Source organism: Stenoxybacter acetivorans DSM 19021, assembly GCF_000745895.1.
In the GTDB taxonomy this organism is placed as follows: domain Bacteria; phylum Pseudomonadota; class Gammaproteobacteria; order Burkholderiales; family Neisseriaceae; genus Stenoxybacter; species Stenoxybacter acetivorans.
Window position 1 is genome coordinate 33,230 of the sequence record NZ_KN050771.1, and the last position, 19,412, is coordinate 52,641.

Sequence of the window (19,412 nt, forward strand, 5' to 3'; positions counted from 1 at the left end):
ACTCACTCACTTTTTTCAGGAAGCCTTACCCATGAAACTCGAATACATGATTCCCGAACTTCTGGAAGCTAATAATGTTTTGGCTGTCTGAAGCATATCCTGTAGTGATTGTGGAACTTTAAAATCAGCCCCGAAAAAGAGTATAATTAAGCATCAAATTTAGGATGAAATAAAAATGAATATCGTACTTGCCGATTATGCAGTCAGTGTTACTGACCTAAAACGAAACTTCAGCCACATTGTCAGTGAAGCTGACGGCGCAGTTGCTGTTTTAAACCATAATAAACCCGAAGCCTACTTGCTTTCAGCGCAACGTTACGAAGCCCTTATGGATTATCTGGAAGATTTAGAAGACCTAAAATTGGCTCATGAACGCATGGGCTTACCTGCCAGAAAGGTTAATCTTGAAGACTTATGAACTGGCTTTCATTGAACCTGCGTTGGCTGAATGGAAAAAATTAGACGGCAGTATCCGTACTCAATTTAAAAAGAAGCTGGCTGAACGTCTGACAAATCCACACATACCGTCTGCGGCATTACACGGAATGTCGGATTGCTACAAAATCAAATTAAGAAAAGTAGGTTATCGCTTAATCTATCAAGTTGATGATAATGTTGTCGTGGTTACAGTCATTGCCGTTGGCAAACGTGATAAAAACAAGGCTTACACGCAAGCGGATAAACGCTTAATTGAGTAGAGAAAAAACACGCCAAATGAACTGCACCCCGAAAGTTGGACACCGCAACCCAACTTTGAGGTGCGGTTTGCATGTGCAAAGGATTTTTCTTTTCCGTTCGGGCGGATAGGCAAAATTGTCCAAGATTGCCTATCACAGGCTACCTGAAAGAATATCAATCATTCATCAGATTTGGCGTTGAAGCCATATACACTGTTAAACAGCTTGCCACACCGCACACTTTCAGCGGATAGGCTACATCAATGTATGGGATTATTCAGCAGAATTATCAGCATCACGGGCTTGTTAATCACGCATTTCTGCGTAAATTTTCTTCATTTCCTCAATTTTGGTGCGGCTGGGTTTGCGGCGGATTGAGCTGTACCCTTCCAACTTTCCTTGCCGTACATTGGGCAGAACGGTGGCATATACCCAATAATAAGCACCATTTTTAGTGAGATTTTTCACATAACCCGTCCAGCGTTTGCCGCTTTGAACCGTTGCCCATAAATCGGCAAATGCTGCTTTTGGCATGTCGGGATGACGCAAAATACAATGCGGCGTACCAATTAATTCATCACGAGTCCAGCCGCTGATGGTAACGAATGCTTCATTGGCATGGGTAATAATGCCGTTTACATCAGTGCGCGATACAATCAGATGACCGTCGGGCCAAGCCAATTCTTCATCAATGGTGTAAACAGTGCGCGTTTCACCGCTCCAGTAATGCAGTTCATGCGCAACAGCATCTGCGGCGGGTTTGGGTTGAGTGGGCAGAATAATATTTGACATATATCATTTAATTGATAATAAACCGATTATTCTATCAAATCTGCAATGTATTGCCTATCTTTCTGCAACCGTCTTTTCATTTCAACACCGAATTCAACCATTCAGACAGCTTGTTTGACAACATCGGTCTTTACTTTTTTGGTGTGTATCTTAGGCAATAAAAAATGCATTACCAAACCGTGCGGCTGACGGTTTTCGGCAAAAATTTTACCGTTGTGTTTTTCAATAATGTGTTTTGTCAGTGCCAGCCCCAAGCCGGTGCCGGGTTTATTGGCACTGCTGTCTGCACGGTAAAATGTGGCAAAAATATGCGGCAATTGCCCGGGTGGCACACCGGGACCATCATCGGCAACATCAACCGTCCATTGTTGTTTGTTATTGTTTTTCAAGACAACGCTGATGGTGCTGTGCGACGGGCTGTAAGCAATCGCGTTGCGAATCACATTGTCAAAAGCGCGGTAAAGGTAATTTTCATTGCCGTCAATATAGGCTTCCTGCGTGATTTCACTGTGAAACGCCAATTGCTGATTATTTTTTTGTGCCAATGCCTGATTGTCGTCCACAACTTGCTGCAAAAACGGAATGAGTGCCAAATGCTCTTTATCGGCAAACACATCAATGGTTTCCAAGCGCGACAGGGTGAGCAATTCATCAACCAAGCCGTTCATACGCATAAGCTCGGTTTCCAAACGATTCAAATGCTGCTCCTGTTTTTCCGGCTGCACTTGCACCAAACCCAAAATTGCTTGCATACGTGCCAAGGGCGATCGCATTTCATGCGATACGTGATGCAATAAATGCCGTTCTTTTTCAACCAAATTTTGCAGTTTCCCCGCCATAAGGTCGAATTGTGTGGCAAGTTCTTCCAATTCATCGCGGCGATCAACCAGCCGATGCGCCACCCGCGTTTTTAAATCACCGCTGGCAAGCTGTTTCATGCCTTGAGATAAAATGTGTATCGGGCGGGTGATGTAACTTGCCAAAATATACGCAATCACCAAACCGGCAATCACAACACTCACCAAAAGAATGAGTTCATGCCAAATGGGTGCAAAGGACAGTCCGGGAATCACAAAAAAAGTGGGTACTGACAATGCTTGTTTTTGCTGCCAATTGCGCAGAAAAAAAAGATATTCCTCACCCAAGCGGCTATACCCAATTTGAACCAGTGGCGAATCGGGGTTTACGAGTGCATATTCTCGGGCTTCCTGAATATTTTGTTTGCTAACGGGTCTATTCAAAAGATCAACACCGTTATCACCCACAACCACATACAGGCTATCGCCGCCTGCCGTATCGCTCCATTCATTCAAGCGATCCACAACACCGGTATCACCACGCAGATAAAATGCGGAAACGGCACTGCGCAGCAACTCCGTTTCAAATTCACGTTGTTGTTTGAATTGACTTTCCGCCAGTATGTTTTGCACCAGCCAAAAAGAAAAGCAAACCACAAAAATGGCGCAAATAATCACGGCGCAAAAAGTGGTGAAGATGCGTTGGAAAAGTTTCATGATACGGAAATAGGGCTAAACAGCAATTACAAGGAAACGACACACCAATGCAACAAGCTCATTAAGACACTGAGCGATAAACAATTGGGTGCCGTGTGTTCGCACCCTGCCACGCAATAATGGCGTGGACGACCACTGATATTTTGGCTGCATCAGCATAAATTTACGGACATCATCAACAATCGTTAATGCGATTGGAACGAGCAATTTCTGAGCGGCATCAATTCGAGAAATCAGTCAAGACGAAATCGGATTTATTCTTTAACAAACAAATATCCCAGCCCGCGCACGGTTTGAATCAACCGAGGATCGCCCAATTTATGGCGGATACTGGAAATATGCACATCAATACTGCGATCAAATTTCGCCAGCTTGCGATCCAGCGCATCTTCCGACAGACTTTCTTTGCTCACCACTTGTCCTGCGTGGCGAATCAGCACTTCCAGTAAATTGAATTCGGTGCTGGTTAATTCCAAAATTTCATTGTTTAAAGTGGCTTGACGCTTGGCGGGAAACAAAGTAACACCGCTGGCTGAAATACTGCCCACCGCACTGCCTGAATTGATGGGCTGCTGCACGCGGCGCAAAATGGCGTTAATGCGCGCCTGCAATTCACGCGGCTGGCAAGGTTTGGGAACATAATCGTCCGCACCCATTTCCAAGCCGATGATGCGATCGATGTCATCACCTTTGGCAGTGAGCATAATCACAGGAATTCTGCTGGTCATGCGCACTTCTTTCAGGACATCTAAGCCATTTTTCCTGGGCATCATGGAATCCAAAACCACCACGTCATAATGACCCGATAAAATTTCATGGACCCCTGATTCTCCGTCCCCGACACTGCTGACATCTAAGCCGCTTGAGCGCAGATATTCCGTTAATAATTCAGTAAGCTCTTGATCATCATCAACCAATAAAACACGATTCATGGCTATTCCTCAAAAGGAGTAATTGAAGATGGTTAATAATTCCCCCAGTCCTAACACAATCCGAATACATTATTTTCATGTACCTGAGTTTATGATCGGTTTTACATTGTGGCACAAATTAACCTAAAAACAACTTGATTTTATGCAAAATAAAGTCAAGTTGTCTGAAAATACATTGATACAGAAAACCGCTCATTTTGCGGGTATAACATTAACAATCTATTCTAAAATACACCAGCCGTCAAAAAAAATCTGCTGATACAATGCTTCAGGCAGCCTGAAATTCACAATATTTACCCAAAACGAGCAGCGGCAAACCGTACGGTAATCTGAATTTTACAACCGCATATCATTTCAAAGACAGCTTGCCGCAAATTCACGCCAAACAATTTAAGCAAGTGCGCCTCACCAACGCAATGCCGGATTCCGTGTAATCACTTCTTTAAACTGCGCTTGAATTCGTGCCAGAGCCGCTTCACTATCGGCTTCAAAGCGCAACACCAATACCGGCGTGGTGTTGGAAGCGCGCATTAAACCGAAACCATCGGCAAACTCCACGCGCAAGCCATCAATGGTGATTCGGCTTTGTTCACCTACAAAGCGGGCTTGCTTCGCCAATTCTTCAATCACGACATGCCCCGATAAACCCTCGGGCACATCAATATTGATTTCGGGCGTGGAAACGCTGTTGGGCAGCGCATTTAATACATCTGACGGCACATCGGCGGCAGACAAAATTTCCAAGAGCCGCGCGCCCGCATACAAACCGTCGTCAAAGCCAAACCAGCGTTCTTTAAAAAACACATGCCCGCTCATTTCACCCGCCAGCAATGCACCATGCTGTTTGATCGCGGCTTTGATAAAACTGTGTCCGGTTTTACTCATCAAAGGTTTGCCGCCATGCTGTTCAATCCACGGTGTCAGCAGACGCGTGGATTTTACATCAAAAATCACCGTCGTCCCCGCATTGCGGCTGAGTACATCGGCGGCGAACAACATCAATTGGCGGTCGGGATAAATAATTTGTCCGTCTTTGGTAACCACGCCCAAGCGGTCGCCGTCGCCGTCAAATGCCAAACCGATTTCCGCATCACTTTTGCGCAAGGCTTGAATCAAATCCTGTAAATTAGCGGCTTTGGCGGGGTCAGGGTGGTGATTTGGAAAGTGTCCGTCCACATCACAGAATAATTCGGTTACTTCACAGCCCAAAGCACGGTATAAATCACCGGCAAACGCACCCGCCACGCCATTACCCGCATCAACGGCAATTTTCATCGGGCGTTTGAGTTTAATATGATCGGCAATGTGTTTGATGTATTCGTCAGCAATATTTAATTTGGAAACGGCAGCAGGCACAGCGGCTTTGAGCAGCAAATCACCAGCTTCAATGCGTTTGTACAAGGCTTGAATATCATCACCTGCCAAGGTGTCGTGCGCCAGCATCATTTTAAAGCCGTTGTATTCCGGCGGATTGTGGCTGCCGGTAATCATCACGCCGCTGCCGCCGCAATGCTGTATGGCAGCAAAATACAGCATCGGCGTGGCAACCATGCCCGCATCGGCTGCCTGAATGCCGCTGTCGGTGATGCCGCTGATTAAGGCTTCTGCCAGCTGCGGACCGGATAACCGCCCGTCACGCCCGACAGCAATCACCGATGCACCGCGCTGTGCCGCTTCAGCAGCCAAGGCTCGCCCGATTTGGTAGGCGGTATCAACGGTGAGGGTTTTACCGACAACGCCGCGAATGTCGTAGGCTTTGAAAATACTTGAGTCTATGGTTGATGCCTTCATTTTTTTCTCTGTTTTGTGGTGCTGGATATGGCGATTTCGCACAGTCAATAGCAATTTCAGAGGTAAGGTGGTTGTTTGGTTCGACACTTTTCTCATCAAAGGAAAATGAATAATGAACGACAAACACCTGCCCAAGACAGAACGATACCAGATTTACAGCCTTTTGAAAGCAGGATTATCACAAAACCAAATCACTTGCCAATCAAATCACCGTGTTTCTGCCATTTGCCGTGAGTTGACGCATTATCAAAGGTAACGAAACTGCTGCTCAAAACAGGTTCATCAGGTGCATCAACAGCATCAGCAACAGCTGTTCCAAAAAGCACGAAAAAGACACCCTAAGTAATTGATTGGGTTGAATGCTTGATTACCCAACAACCGAGCTTTCCTCAGGTGGTCTGCTATTTGGCTTTACACAAACAAACCAAGCCACATCATAAGACTGCTTACCAATGGCTCTATACGGATAAATTTTATCTATTTGTATTTTCAATTATCTTTATCATGCTCTTCTTTTGGTTTTGTATTAATCTTTGTCATGATAAAGCCAAATAATATAACGATAAAATACAGAATAAATTCAAAATTAATATTTGAAGCTGATTCAAACATTGATGAAAAAATAATAGCGAAAACCGGAAAAATTAAAAATACAAAAGAAATAACAATCGGGCTTATCTTCTTCAGCAATTCAAAATAAGCAATAAAACCAATCACTGAGGCAAAAATACCCAAATAGACAGTAGCGAGAATTGATTTAGTGCTTATCTGATTAATATTTATCGATTCAAAAAATAAACTGGTTACCAACAACCCAATCCCAGCCAGCCCCAAAGGAATGGTATTCATTGCGATGGAGCTGACGCTTGCACCTGATTTTTTAACATAAACATAATAACCTGCGTGCATAATGGCTGCTGCAAATAAGGCAATGATGCCGATAATATTTTGAAACCCCAATTCTTTGTGTTGAATCTTAATAATAAAATAAAACCCAATCAATCCTATTAAAATTCCCATAACCTGAAAAATATTAATCTTTTCTTTTAAAAGAAAATGAGAAAATATTAAAATCAATATTGGCATGGTACTGAAAATAAGTGCGGCAAGCCCTGAGGTTAAATACAGTTCACCATAATTAATCAGCGCATAAGGGAGAGAATAATAAAAAACAGTTGCGATGCAATAAAATCGTATTTCTTCAGGCTTGGGGAAAATTTTGGTATGGGTTATTTTGGCTAAAAACAGAAAGGCGGGAAATGCCACAATAAATCGTAAGGCAGAAGATAAAATGGGCGGAATACTTTCTACGCTGAATTTGATTGTTATCCATGTTGTTCCCCATGCCAGACAAACAATCAAAAAAAGGAAAGCTATTTTGAATTTATCAATGTTTATCATCAGTCTTCTCTATTACCATGATAATTATTCCGGAAATTATGCCGATAGCAAACAATTCAGGCAGCCTGTGTTTAAATCAGGCTGCCTGAATACATTTACTTTTGACGGTTTCGGCGGATATTCTGCACAAATTCACCGCAACTTTTCACCGCTTCGGTAGCCACCGGATTGATGCTTGCCGACATTTGACCGCTGTGCCACAAATAATCATAAATTTCAAAGGTGAGTGGGACATTGGCTTCTTGTAATTTGTTTGCCAGCCGCTCAATTTGCGGCAATAAAATTTCTTCACGCCCCACTTGTAGCAATATCGGCGGCAAACCCGCTAAATCGGCATAAATCGGCGCAAATTCAGGATTGCGGTCTTCCGCTTCACCGCGATATGCCTGCGCACTCATGATGCCCCATAAAGGATTGATTACAGGATCAAACCGCCACGTCAAGCGGGTATCCATCGGTTCTACCCACGGCGACAGCAGAATTAAAGCAGCAGGCTGTTTTTGCTGTATTTGCAAACGTTTGGCAGCCGCCAGTGCCAAATTGCCGCCTGCGGAATCGCCTGCCAAAATCAGTTTACCCGCATCAATATTTAATGTTTGTAGTAATGACAACACCACCGCTTCCACATCATCTAACGCGGCGGGAAACGGGTGTTCGGGGGCAAGCCGATAATCAACACTGTAAATCGGCATTTGGCTTACCTTTGCCAAATGGCGGCACATCGGACGGTGGCTGGTAATCGAACCCGTTGTAAATCCGCCGCCGTGAAAAAAAGCAATCACCCCATCGTTTTGGCTGTTATCCGCATTAAAACAGCACACATCGCGGCCGGCAAAAGAATATTCGGTTTCCGATACACCATCGGGCAATAAAAACGGTATGTGGCCAACGCTGTCTGCAACCGTGCGCTGCCACAGCAATGGTATCGCAGGATGATAAATGTGGTGATTGGTCAAGCCAACACTGTATTTGCAACACTGCTGCCATAATTTTTGCAACATTTGCATTTTCCTTATAATGAGTAAAAATCCAAACAACGGCTGCCTGAATTTTTACAGTGTTCGAGCGTGGTTAAATAGAATGGCTGAGGAATAATTGTATAATCACTTCGTTAAAAACCACTTAAAAAACCACCATGCAGCCACTCTTATTTCCTTTGGATTTCCACTTTAAAATCTTTACTCCGTCTAATGACTTCAATGTTTTCGATGCACAGAGACAACAAATTGCTTATACACGCCAGCAATTTTTCCGCATCAAAGAGGCAGTGGACGTATTCACCGACAACAGCCGCCGCGAAAAACGCTACACCATTCGTGCCGACCGCATCATTGATTTTAACGCCCGTTACACTATTTTTGACAATAAAAACACGGAGCTGGGGCAAATTCGCCGCCAAGGCATGAAATCGCTATGGCGAACACACTATAGCGTTTATGATACCCAATCACAATTGGTATTGGACATTCAGGAAGCCAATCCTTGGATTGCCGTGTTAAATGGCTTGGTATCGGAAGTGCCCGTTTTGGGCTGGTTAAGCGGTTATTTTCTCAACCCAAAATATGCCTTATTGGATTCACAAGGGCACGAACAATACCGCTTGAAAAAACAGGCTTCTTTCTGGGAACGCCGTTACCGTTTGGAAAAACACAGCAATAAAACCGACATCACCTTGGATAATTTGGCAGCGGTCGCCTGCATGATGCTGGTACTGCAAGAGCGGCGTGACGGATAATCCGATTGATTGACGTTTTACCATAATCGTCATAAATCCATTTCGGGCTGCCTGAAAAACCCAGCCAAAACAATAGCCATTACTTATTTTTAAAACATTTTTTGATTCTTGCTTAATTTGGATACCGCCGAATCAATTCAATATATTTTTTTACTGAGGAAATGCTGTGTTTTGCAGCCGCCATATTTTGGATGGGACATGACAACCAAACAAGGCATTAAAATGTCTGAAAAGGAGTCATGGCAATGGTTTGCAAGTACCAAAAAAGTTCGTCACTTTCTGATGCAAAAATGCGGCAAATTATCAAGTGTTTTTCGCTTGATTTAACTGCCTCTCAAACCGCAAAATTAACCGGAATCAGTCGTCAGTCAATCAATCGAATATACACAAAGATTAGGTTGCGAATTTTCACGTATTGTTTGCAAAATACGCCTTTCAACGGGGAATTAGAAGCTGATGAAAGTTACTTCGGTGCCAAGCGGGTGCGGTGCCGGTGGTAAAACCATTGTGTTCGGCTTACTTAAACGTGATGGCTGCGTTTACACAGAAATTATCCCTGATGTATTGGTGCAGCATGGGCTTTTTGAACGCGCCTCCGGCGTACAGGAAATCGGAGATGAATGGCTGCGCGGCGTTTATTATCGGATCAGTGAGAAAGGTTGGGCTGAAACAAATTACAACACCAGAAAATCGGAAGATCCCTGTCTGAACTATGGAGAAAATGAATTCATCAAAATCAATAACATCAAGAAAATCGACAGCAGTGGTTACGCCGTTACCATACAAACTGGAATATCAGATCCGGACAAAATTGCGGCATGGGCAATGAATGCCGATGTGCAGACCGCTTTCCCTGAAATCAAACGTGCGCTTCAGGGCAAGGAAGAAGTGCTGTATATACAACCCGGCCTGCGTTTGTTTGATTCCATCGTAAAATTTTTTCAGCGTAATTCCTTTACGCTATCAAAACTAGATAGAAATAAAATTGAAGAAAAATTGGCGACAGGAACTTTTTCCTCATTTCACGAACATATCGCCTACTTCAGTCTACCCTGGCCACCATATATTGACAATTATCTGGATAGATCAGAATACAGTGGCGTGATTTTTACCGACCCACCCCCAGAAATAAAACCTTATCAGGCTGCCATCAACAAACCAATCCGGCATTACATGGAACGCCTGGTTGACATTGGTGTTTTGCAAAAAACATTTGAGCAGAATTTACCACTATACCCCAATCATAATAATCCAGCGCGCGCGGATGGCGAAGTCTACCGATTGACGCCTTCCTATCGCGCCCGTATTGACGCTAGTAACAAAGGAGGAGGACGCCTGTATCTGGGTAAGCCTACAACGCAGTTACTTGTTCTTGAAATCAAACCCGAATACTCGCAGATGAACGTCACGGTGTATTATCGCCAACGTCTGCGCTTTGAAAGTCCACCCTCATGGATGAAAGAGCCTTCCTTGCTGCGTGACTGGCCGGAGTTGGCACATAAGCTGGAAGGGATGGTTTGCGACGGCATTGTACATTACAACCGCGATACCGGAACCTTGAGTACAGCTGGTACCTATAGTACTTGCGCGACATTGTATGAAGAGAATGAGGGATAACAATTATCAGTTTTTCGTCAGCAGCCGCCAATGCAGGGACGAAGCTTCGATCCACCCCGCCATACATGGGCATTTGATCTACCGGCATATTAAGTGCCTTCCGCCATCACCGCTCCTTTGATGTCGGATATCAATGCACAGCCACTGAGCGTAATGATTAATAACGCCATTCCGGTAATGCGAACATTGAATGCTTTAGATAGAATTTTCATAAAAATAATTCCTTGCGGATAAATAGTATTTTATTTGAAGCAGCGCATGTATTTTCAGGCTGCCTGAAAAATAGCATGTGTTTCAGACAGTATTTTTGTATGATGATATTGTATTGATGAATACAAGGATAAATTGTGTTTTGCAGCCGCCATATTTTAGACCAACATATTTTATTTGAACGCGAAGCAAGCCAAATTGATGCGTTTACTGAGCAAAATAACACACTGAAAACGCAACAACAAATCTTTGCCGAATACTCAGTAACGCAGCGCACGGCAAAATTATTGGCTTTTGCCGAACGCTTAAACGCAGCCAAACACGATTTGGCGATGCAGATTTGTTTGGAGGTGGGGCGGTGTTTGCGCGAATGCGAAGCCGAATTGGAAAAATCACTGGATTTGATTCGTTATTATGCACGTTTATCACCTGAGTTACTGCAACCGAAAATAATCGCCACTCAAGCGCAGCTCAGCCAAGTACGCTTTGAGCCTTTGGGCGTGGTGCTGGCGGTGATGCCGTGGAACTATCCCGTTTGGCAATTATTGCGTTTTGCCGTACCTGCCTTATGTGCGGGCAATGCCTGTTTGGTCAAACCCGCGCCCACCGTTGCCGGCGTAACACAGGCTCTGTTTGACGCCGTTGGTGATGATTTGCCGTTTCAGGCAGCATGGTTAGCCGATGACGACGTGGAAGCCGCCATTGCGCAAACACACGCGCTGGCATTTACCGGCTCCGACGCAACCGGCCGCCATTTGGCGGCATTGGCGGGCAAGCACCTGAAAAAATGTGTGTTGGAACTGGGCGGCAGCAATGCGTTTATCGTTCTGGACGATGCCGACATTGAAGAAGCGGCAAAAGATGCTTGCTATTCACGGTTTCGCGATGCGGGGCAATCATGCAATGCCGCCAAACGTTTGATTGTTACCGATGCGGTTGCCGATGCCTTTATTGCGTGCTTTTTAACCCATTGCCGCCGCTTGAAAACCGGCGCGCCGTGGCTGCCTGAAACCACGCTTGCGCCCTTGCACCGTGCCGATTTGCGTGATCGTGTGCATGAACAAGTATGCGATGCGCTTGCTCACGGCGCGGTGTGTTTGCTCGGCGGTGAAATGCCTGAAGGTGCAGGCTATTTTTACCCCGCCACCGTGCTGGACCACATCAATCCGCAATGCCGCATGTATGACGAAGAAGTATTCGGTCCTGCCGTCGGCATCTTGCGTGCCCGCAACGCCGAACACGCAATTGCACTGGCAAACGACAATCCTTTCGGCTTGGGTGCATCAATTTACAGCCGCAGCACAGACATGGCATGGCATTGGGCAAAACAGCTGCAAACAGGCAGCGTATTCATCAACCGCCACACCAGCAGTGATTTGAGGCTGCCGTTTGGCGGTGTCAAAGATTCCGGATTTGGGCGGGAATTATCGGAATTTGGTTTATATGAATTTGTAAACGTGAAAAGCTATTGGCAAAAATAAGGCTGCCTGAAACTTTTCAGGCAGCCTTACAAAAACAAAACCGCTTTGTTAATCAATAACAAAGCGGTTTGTGTTGTGTTGGTCGGAGTGAAAGGATTCGAACCTTCGACCCCCTCGTCCCGAACGAGGTGCGCTACCGGGCTGCGCTACACTCCGAAAGACGGGCATTATAATGACTTGATTTTGGTTTGGCAATGCCAACCAAATAAAACACATTGAAAACAGCGGTTAAAATCGGGTACAGCATTCTCAGTCCAATTGAAGCAACACGCGGCAAGGTGAAAACAGGCTGCTAAAGCAATACCAAAAATGCCTTGCAAAAAGCCTTTTTAAAGCAAAAAAATAAATACAGCCAAACAATTCGGTTTTTCAAAATAATTAATCAAATAAACCATTCAGTTGAAATAATTCCCATGCACAATTTGCACAGCGCATCAATATCATTAAGCCTTAATAACCTGTAATGGCTTTTACCTATGCCCATTCAAGCGTATCTTGATGCTTTTATGCTTATGAAAGGTACATTATTCATGCCCAAAACCATTTTTTTGGCAATTCTGGCAGCAAAACCTGTCGGCGTACGCATAAAAAAACACCACAGCATCATATTTCTTTTGCCAAGCATCCGAATATTACCCATCTTGCTGAAATCCGATCTCATCTAAACAAAGAGCAGGTCATGATTCTCTCTGCAAAAACAATAGTGTATTTATAAATAAATATAAAATATCATAATTATAGATATTTTTTATCACAAGAACCATGCAAGTTCACTTAGTCGCTATTATAGTAACTATCGTGATAATGTTAGTTAAAGTTATTTAATTTATTATCACAGCCATGCTTACAGATCATTACTGTGCCCTGCGCTCAATCTCTTGCGCAAAGGGCAAAATAATTGACGATTGTTTTGAGATTAATTTTTAGACAGCCTGAGGTATATATTTCATGAGCAACAACCTTTTTCGGAAAAAAAATGTAGCGGAAATTGCCCGTTATGAAACGCCGCTGAAGCGAGGACTGACAACCAAAGACTTGGTTTTCTTGGGTATTGGCGCAATTATCGGCACAGGTATTTTTGTATTAACCGGCAAAGGTGCGCTGACAGCAGGACCTGCATTGTCCTTGTCATTTTTACTGGCGGCGATTTGCTGCGGTTTTGCCGGTTTATGCTATGCCGAATTTGCGTCTATGGTGCCTATTTCCGGCTCTGCTTATTCGTATGCCTATGTTTCTTTTGGTGAGCTGATTGCCTTTATGATGGGCTGGGATTTGATTTTGGAATATGGGCTGGCGGTGTCAACCGTTGCGGTGGGCTGGTCGGGATATTTCCAAAGTATTCTTGCCAGCGTGGGTATTCATTTACCCGATGCGCTGCGGGCAGCCGCAGGAACGATACCGGGTACACACACCGTTTTTGATTTGTTTGCTGCTTTAATTGTATTGGTATTAACATTCTTTTTGTCCATTGGTATTAACCAAACCAAACGGGTGAATGATGTGATGGTTATCATCAAATTGGCGGTGGTGATTACCTTTATTGTGGCGACAGTATGGTTTATTAACCCATCTAATTGGTAGCCGTTCACCCCGTTTGGCTGGTATTCCTTCAATAATGGGTTGGCGGCAGGGGTGATTCCGGCGGCTTCCATTGTGTTCTTCGCCTTTATCGGTTTTGATGCCGTCTCTGCCAGCGCGGAAGAAGCGGTTAATCCCAGTAAATCATTACCGCGCGGGATTATGGGTTCTTTGTTGCTGGCAACCATTTTGTACATTGCCATGACATTAATCATGACCGGTGTTGTGCCTTATACCGTGTATGAACGTTATCTCACCGCACCGGTAATGGCTGTTATTGAAGCAACCGAACAAACTTGGCTGGGTATATTGGTGAGCTTGGGCGCTATTTTGGGCATTACCACTGTGATTTTGGTGATGCTGTATGGCCAAACCCGCGTCAGCTACGCCATGAGCCGCGATGGCTTATTCCCGAGCTTTTTGGGTAAAGTTCATTCAACTTACCGCACACCGTTTTTGGGTACATGGTTTTTTGGTGTCTTGGCATCTTTAGCCGCCGGTTTTGTTAATATCAATATCTTGGCGGAAATGGTGAATATCGGCACATTGGCGGCATTTGTATTGGTATCCGCAGGGGTCATTTGGATGCGTTACAAACAACCCAATGTACCGCGCGGTTTTAAAACGCCTTGGGTGCCGATTACACCGATTATTTCCATTCTGTTTTGCCTGACATTGATTGCGGGTTTGAATTGGGATACTTGGCTGCGGTTTTTGGTGTGGCTGGTGATTGGTTTGGTCGTGTTCTTTACCTACAGCCGCAAACATTCTCACTTACATCAAAAATAAAAAATCTTAAACCCCGTCCCAAAGGGCAGGGTTTCGGGCGGCGCGTGGCTTGGGTACGGTGAAAGCTGCGCCCAAACGCCGAATTACGCCGATCTGAAGATTCCTTCCTTAAAAAGCAAATAAAAAGCCAAACCGAACAAATCATTCGGTTTGGCTTTTTTCAGGCAACCTGATTACTGTGCCGCCGTCTCATTCGCTGCGGTTTGCGTTTCTTCATTCAAACCACCGCCCAAGGCTTTGTATAAATCCGCACGGTTTTGCAGCAGCATCTGTTGGGTTTGCAGCAAAGCCTGTTGTGCGGAATAGCTGTCGCGCTCGGCGTCTAATAATTCCAATGAGCTGGAAATACCGTGGTCATACCGCATTTTCACCAAACGATAGCGATTCAATTGCGCTTGGGTGCTTTTTTGCTGAGCTTGGTATTGCTGCCGCAGTGCCGAACGGGCAACCAAAGCATCGGCAACATCACGGAAAGCCGCCTGAACCGTTTTTTCGTATTGGGCAACGGCGATGTTTTTGCGCACCTCTGCCAAATCCAGATTGGCTTTGTTTTGTCCCCACGTGAAAATCGGCAGGGTGATTTGCGGCATGAAACTCCATGTGCGGTTTACGCCGTCGAACAAACCGTTTAATTCAGTGCTACCGCTGCCGATGCTGCCAATCAGGTTAATGCGCGGGAAAAATGCCGCGCGCGCCGCGCCGATGTCGGCGTTGGCAGATTTAAGTGCAAACTCGGCTTCGCGCACATCGGGGCGGCGGTATAACACGTCTGAAGGCAAGCCCACAGGCAGTTCAACGTGGGCAAATTGTTGGTTCAGCGGCAATGCCGGCGGTAAACCCGCAGGTATCGGTTGACCAATCAGCAATGCCATCGCATTTTGCGCCTGATCACGCGCTTGCTGTGCCGAGGCATAACCGGCGCGGGCGGTTTCGATTTGGGTTTCAGCAATGTTCACGTCAATGGCAGAAATCACGCCTGCTTTGTATGACAAATCCGTTAAACGTTTGCTTTCTTCACGCGATTGTAAAACGCGCTGTGCCAAATCCATGCTTTCCTGCGCCACCCGCTCGGCAAAATAGGCGTCTGCCACAGAGGCAATCAAGCTTATTTGTGCGGCATCGCGGTTTTGAATTTGCCCGAAATACCGATTTAACGCGCTTTTCGATAAGCTGTTTACGCGCCCGAACAAATCCAGCTCAAACGCAGTAACGCCGAAGCCAACATTATAAGCCTCGCTGACAAAACTCACTTGCTGACCTTGCGCATCCACGCGGGAGCTTAAGTCTTGTGCCGTGCGCCCTTTCTGCGCACTGCCGGTTACGCCCAATGCCGGCAATTGATTGGCACGGGCAATCGCATATTGCGCGCGGACAGCTTCAACATTTAAGGCAGCCACGCGTAAATCGCGGTTGTTTTGCAGTGCCAAAGCCATCAGGCTTCTCAAGCGTTCATCGGCAAAATAGTCTTGCCAGCCCAAGTGATCCGCCAAGATATTTCCTTGATTTCGGCTACCTGAAACAGCAGGGAAATGGTTGGCCAGTTCAACGGTGGGCTGCTGATAATTCGGCGCCATGGAACAAGCAGACAACACCGCCGCTGCCACAACAGACAACAGCATTTTATTTTTAATCATTATTCGTCCTTTTTCTTGGCGTAGCGTTGACTCGCCTCATGCAAGGCACGGCGTTCTTCATCAGTCAATGAGGATTCCGCCTCTTGCAAATACTGTTTACCCAATTCGCGCGTCATGCCCGCTTCAGCGGCATGTTTGGCAAAACGTTCATTTTGCCGTTTGGTGTGGTGGAAGAAGCTGCGCACGGCGGTATAGAACATCGGCACGAAAAATACCGATAAAAATGTACCGATCAACATGCCCCAAAACACGCTCGTACCAATGGCGCGCTGGCTGGCAGAAGATGCGCCTGATGCAAAATACAGCGGCACCACGCCAATAATAAATGCCAGGGAAGTCATTAAAATCGGACGAAACCGCAAATGCGCCGCCGCCAAAGCCGCTTCAAAGGCATTGTATCCTTCCGCTTGCAGGTCTTTGGCAAATTCCACAATCAAAATGGAATTTTTTGCGCTCAAACCAATCACCGTGATCAAGCCCACTTGGAAATACACGTCATTTAACAAGCCGCGTCCCCAGACGCCCAATACCGCACCCAAAAAGCCCAAAGGAACAACCAACAATACGGCAACCGGAATTGTCCAGCTTTCATACAACGCCGCCAAGCACAGGAAAACCGCCAAAATGGAAAACGCATACAAGATAATGGTTTGCGAACCGGATTCTTGTTCTTCACGCGATTGTCCCGTCCATTCAAAGCCAAAGCCATCAGGTAATTTTTCTGCTAATTTTGCCATTTCCGCCATCGCATCACCCGAGCTGTAACCCGGTGCGGCATTGCCGGTAATCGCCATTGCCGAGTAGCCATTGTAGCGCGTGGTTTGCATCGGTCCGGTTACCCAGCTGGTTTTCACCATGCTGGATAATGGAACGGCTTGCCCCAATTGATTGTTCACCGTTAATCGCAATATGTCTTCAGGCTGCATACGCGTGCTGACATCGCCCTGCACCACCACACGCTGTAAACGGCCTTTATTCGGGAAATCGTTTACATAGTTTGAACCCAAGGCAGTGGACAACACCGAACCAATCGCGGTGAAACTAACGCCTTGTGCGGCGGCGGCTTCGCGGTCAATGTCAATACGCAATTGCGGCGCATCTTCCATGCCGTCGGGGCGAACATCTGTGAGCACCTTGCTTTGCCTTGCCATGCCCAGCAATTGATTGCGCGCCGCCAGTAAAGCATCGTGTCCTTTATCGCCGCGGTCTTGCAAGCGGAAATTAAAGCCGGAGCTGCTGCCCAATTCAGGAATGGCGGGCAGCGTTAATGCAAAAATAGTACCGTCTCGGTTCATGCCCATCATCGCGCCGGTAATCCGATGAGCAAGAGAATCTGCATCAGAACCGGCGGCGGTGCGTTCAGACCAATCTTTCAAAGGAACGAAGCTCATGCCCATGTTTTGACCTTGACCGCTGAAACTGAATCCCACCACCGTTATCACATCTTGTACTTCAGGCTGCTTCAACACAAAATTTTCATAGGTTTTAACGGTTTCCAGGGTACGCGCCTGCGTTGCGCCCGGCGGCAATTGAATAACCGCCAGCACCACACCTTGGTCTTCAGCGGGTAAAAACGAAGTGGGCAAACGCAGCAGCACAAACAAACCCACACTCATCAATATCAAATAAATCACCAGCATTCTGCCGCCGCGCCGCAATAATTTGGCAACACCGGTTTCATAACGTTTACTGCCTTTGTGAAACACGCGGTTAAACCAGCCGAAAAAACCTGTTTTTTCATGATGATTTTTATCAACCGGTTTCAAAAGTGTGGCACACAAAGCGGGTGTGAGCGACAACGCCATAAATGCCGAGAAGAAAATTGACACCGCCATCACCACCGAAAATTGGCGGTAAATATTGCCGGTAGATCCCGAAAAAAACGCCATCGGGATAAATACCGAAATCAATACCACGGTAATCCCAACAACCGCACTTGAAATTTGGCTCATGGCTTTGCGCGTGGCTTCCAGCGGCGGCAGGCGTTCTTCTGCCATGATGCGCTCAACGTTTTCCACCACCACAATCGCATCGTCCACAACGATACCAATCACCAGCACCATCGCAAACATGGTTAATACATTAATGGACATGCCCACGGCGTAAACCACTGCCAATGCGCCCAATAAAGCAATCGGCACAACAATGGTCGGAATAATGGTGTAACGGAAATTTTGCAAAAACAGCAGCATCACCAAAAACACCAGCGCAATGGCTTCCAGTAAGGTATGCACCACTTTTTCAATCGACAAGCCCACGAATTTGGAACTGTCATACGGAATAGCCCAACGCACGCCCGCCGGAAAGAATTTTTGCAATTCGGTTAGTTTGGCATTCACCAATTTTGATGCGGCAATCGCGTTGCCGTCGGTGGACAAAGACACACCCATACCCACTACCGGTTTGCCGTTCAGCCGTGCCGATGCGGCATACGACTGCGCACCCAATTCCACCCGCGCCACATCTTTCAAATACACCATCGAACCGTCGGTTGAGGCACGCAAAACAATGTTTTCAAACTCTTCCGTTGTTTGGAGCTGGCCGGGTGCAATCACTTTTGCCGAAATGGTTTGACCTTGGCTGTTGGGCAAATCACCGATACTGCCGGCGGAAATCTGCATGTTCTGCGCCATAATGGCATTATTGACATCTGCCGCCGTTAAATTCAAACCGCGCAATTTTTCCGTATCCAGCCACACGCGCATGGCGCGTTCCGAACCAAACAAATTCACGCCGCCGATGCCGTCCAAACGCTGCAATTCCGGCACTACATTCCGCGCCACATAGTCGCTGATTTCACGGGTATTCGCATTGGGATCATCAGAAGTAAACATCGCCACCAGCAAAAAGTTGGAACGCGATTTTTCGACTTCCACGCCCAATTGCCTCACCATAGCGGGCAAACGCGACTCTGCTCTTGCCAATTGATTTTGCACGTCCATTTGGGCAATATCGGAATCCGTGCCGGTTTTGAACGTTAAAGTCAATGAACCCGTGCCGTTGGATAAGGCTTTGGATTCCATGTACTCCAAGTTTTCCACCCCGTTCATTTCACGCTCAATCAAAGACAACACGCTGTCTTCAATGGTTTGTGCATCTGCACCCGGGTAAGTTACTTGCAAAGTAATGGTGGGCGGCGCAACCGTTGGGTATTGCGACACAGGCAGCTGCGTGATGGAAACCACCCCCGCAATCATAATAAACATCGCCACCACCCAAGCGAAAATCGGGCGGTCAATAAAAAACTTAGCCATGTGATCC

The 19,412-nt window shown here is 46.1% G+C and carries 14 protein-coding genes, 1 tRNA gene and 2 pseudogenes; 6 read left to right on the forward strand and 11 right to left on the reverse strand.

Translation table 11 applies throughout. The features are described from left to right. The first annotated feature begins 175 nt into the window (after positions 1–175). Together Q384_RS11205 and Q384_RS11210 are read left to right on the forward strand one after the other, a co-directional pair. A complete protein-coding gene (locus Q384_RS11205) occupies positions 176–418 on the forward strand; it encodes a type II toxin-antitoxin system Phd/YefM family antitoxin (RefSeq protein ID WP_037588241.1) in 243 nt (80 codons plus the stop codon). After that, complete coding sequence (locus Q384_RS11210; RefSeq protein WP_037588242.1) at positions 405–698, forward strand: type II toxin-antitoxin system RelE family toxin; 294 nt, start codon at positions 405–407, stop codon at positions 696–698. Before Q384_RS11205 ends, Q384_RS11210 begins: the two co-directional genes overlap by 14 nt. Positions 699–983: 285 nt before the next feature. Here Q384_RS11210 and Q384_RS11215 read toward each other — a convergent pair whose 3' ends face one another. From Q384_RS11215 to Q384_RS11240, 7 genes are all read right to left on the reverse strand, one after another. Then, positions 984–1,469: a PAS domain-containing protein gene (locus Q384_RS11215; RefSeq protein ID WP_037588243.1), complete on the reverse strand. Its 486-nt coding sequence runs from the start codon at positions 1,467–1,469 to the stop codon at positions 984–986. A 101-nt stretch (positions 1,470–1,570) separates the two neighbouring features. Then, the gene (locus tag Q384_RS11220) at positions 1,571–2,983 is read right to left on the reverse strand and encodes a HAMP domain-containing sensor histidine kinase (protein ID WP_037588246.1); all 1,413 of its coding nucleotides are present in this window, start codon (positions 2,981–2,983) and stop codon (positions 1,571–1,573) included. A gap of 254 nt (positions 2,984–3,237) precedes the next feature. After that, positions 3,238–3,915 carry a response regulator transcription factor gene (locus tag Q384_RS11225; RefSeq protein WP_037588247.1) on the reverse strand — a complete coding sequence of 226 codons (678 nt, stop codon included), beginning with the start codon at positions 3,913–3,915 and terminating at the stop codon, positions 3,238–3,240. 405 nt (positions 3,916–4,320) lie between these two features. Further along, positions 4,321–5,706, reverse strand: a complete 1,386-nt coding sequence (locus Q384_RS11230) for a phosphomannomutase/phosphoglucomutase (protein ID WP_037588249.1) — start codon at positions 5,704–5,706, stop codon at positions 4,321–4,323. 191 nt (positions 5,707–5,897) lie between these two features. Then, positions 5,898–6,032 (reverse strand): hypothetical protein, encoded by a 135-nt coding sequence (locus tag Q384_RS14435; RefSeq protein ID WP_281174544.1) that lies wholly within the window; start codon positions 6,030–6,032, stop codon positions 5,898–5,900. Positions 6,033–6,195: 163 nt separating this feature from the next. Beyond that, the gene (locus Q384_RS11235; protein ID WP_051940952.1) at positions 6,196–7,107 is read right to left on the reverse strand and encodes a DMT family transporter; all 912 of its coding nucleotides are present in this window, start codon (positions 7,105–7,107) and stop codon (positions 6,196–6,198) included. A 95-nt stretch (positions 7,108–7,202) separates the two neighbouring features. Beyond that, entirely contained in the window at positions 7,203–8,108 is a 906-nt protein-coding gene (locus tag Q384_RS11240) for an alpha/beta hydrolase (RefSeq protein WP_051940954.1), read from the reverse strand. A gap of 134 nt (positions 8,109–8,242) precedes the next feature. Here Q384_RS11240 and Q384_RS11245 point away from each other — a divergent pair, with 134 nt between their 5' ends. Continuing rightward, the gene (locus Q384_RS11245; RefSeq protein WP_037588251.1) at positions 8,243–8,842 is read left to right on the forward strand and encodes an LURP-one-related/scramblase family protein; all 600 of its coding nucleotides are present in this window, start codon (positions 8,243–8,245) and stop codon (positions 8,840–8,842) included. 239 nt (positions 8,843–9,081) lie between these two features. Beyond that, positions 9,082–9,403: pseudogene (locus Q384_RS14185) on the forward strand (IS1595 family transposase); the annotation flags it as partial. A 1,145-nt stretch (positions 9,404–10,548) separates the two neighbouring features. Here the strand turns inward: Q384_RS14185 and Q384_RS14440 are convergent. After that, positions 10,549–10,671, reverse strand: a complete 123-nt coding sequence (locus tag Q384_RS14440; RefSeq protein WP_281174545.1) for a hypothetical protein — start codon at positions 10,669–10,671, stop codon at positions 10,549–10,551. A gap of 195 nt (positions 10,672–10,866) precedes the next feature. Between Q384_RS14440 and Q384_RS11255 the strand changes: the two genes are divergently transcribed. Continuing rightward, positions 10,867–12,150 (forward strand): aldehyde dehydrogenase family protein, encoded by a 1,284-nt coding sequence (locus Q384_RS11255; RefSeq protein ID WP_245608555.1) that lies wholly within the window; start codon positions 10,867–10,869, stop codon positions 12,148–12,150. A 79-nt stretch (positions 12,151–12,229) separates the two neighbouring features. On the opposite strand, the gene Q384_RS11260 is transcribed toward Q384_RS11255, so the two are convergent. Then, a tRNA-Pro gene (locus Q384_RS11260) sits at positions 12,230–12,306 on the reverse strand. 792 nt (positions 12,307–13,098) lie between these two features. Between Q384_RS11260 and Q384_RS11270 the strand changes: the two are divergent. Beyond that, a pseudogene (locus Q384_RS11270) lies at positions 13,099–14,517 on the forward strand (amino acid permease). A gap of 173 nt (positions 14,518–14,690) precedes the next feature. Here the strand turns inward: Q384_RS11270 and Q384_RS11275 are convergent. Together Q384_RS11275 and Q384_RS11280 are read right to left on the reverse strand one after the other, a co-directional pair. Continuing rightward, a complete protein-coding gene (locus Q384_RS11275) occupies positions 14,691–16,151 on the reverse strand; it encodes an efflux transporter outer membrane subunit (RefSeq protein WP_037588256.1) in 1,461 nt (486 codons plus the stop codon). Continuing rightward, positions 16,151–19,405 (reverse strand): efflux RND transporter permease subunit, encoded by a 3,255-nt coding sequence (locus Q384_RS11280; protein ID WP_084224478.1) that lies wholly within the window; start codon positions 19,403–19,405, stop codon positions 16,151–16,153. Before Q384_RS11280 ends, Q384_RS11275 begins: the two co-directional genes overlap by 1 nt. Positions 19,406–19,412 lie beyond the last annotated feature (7 nt).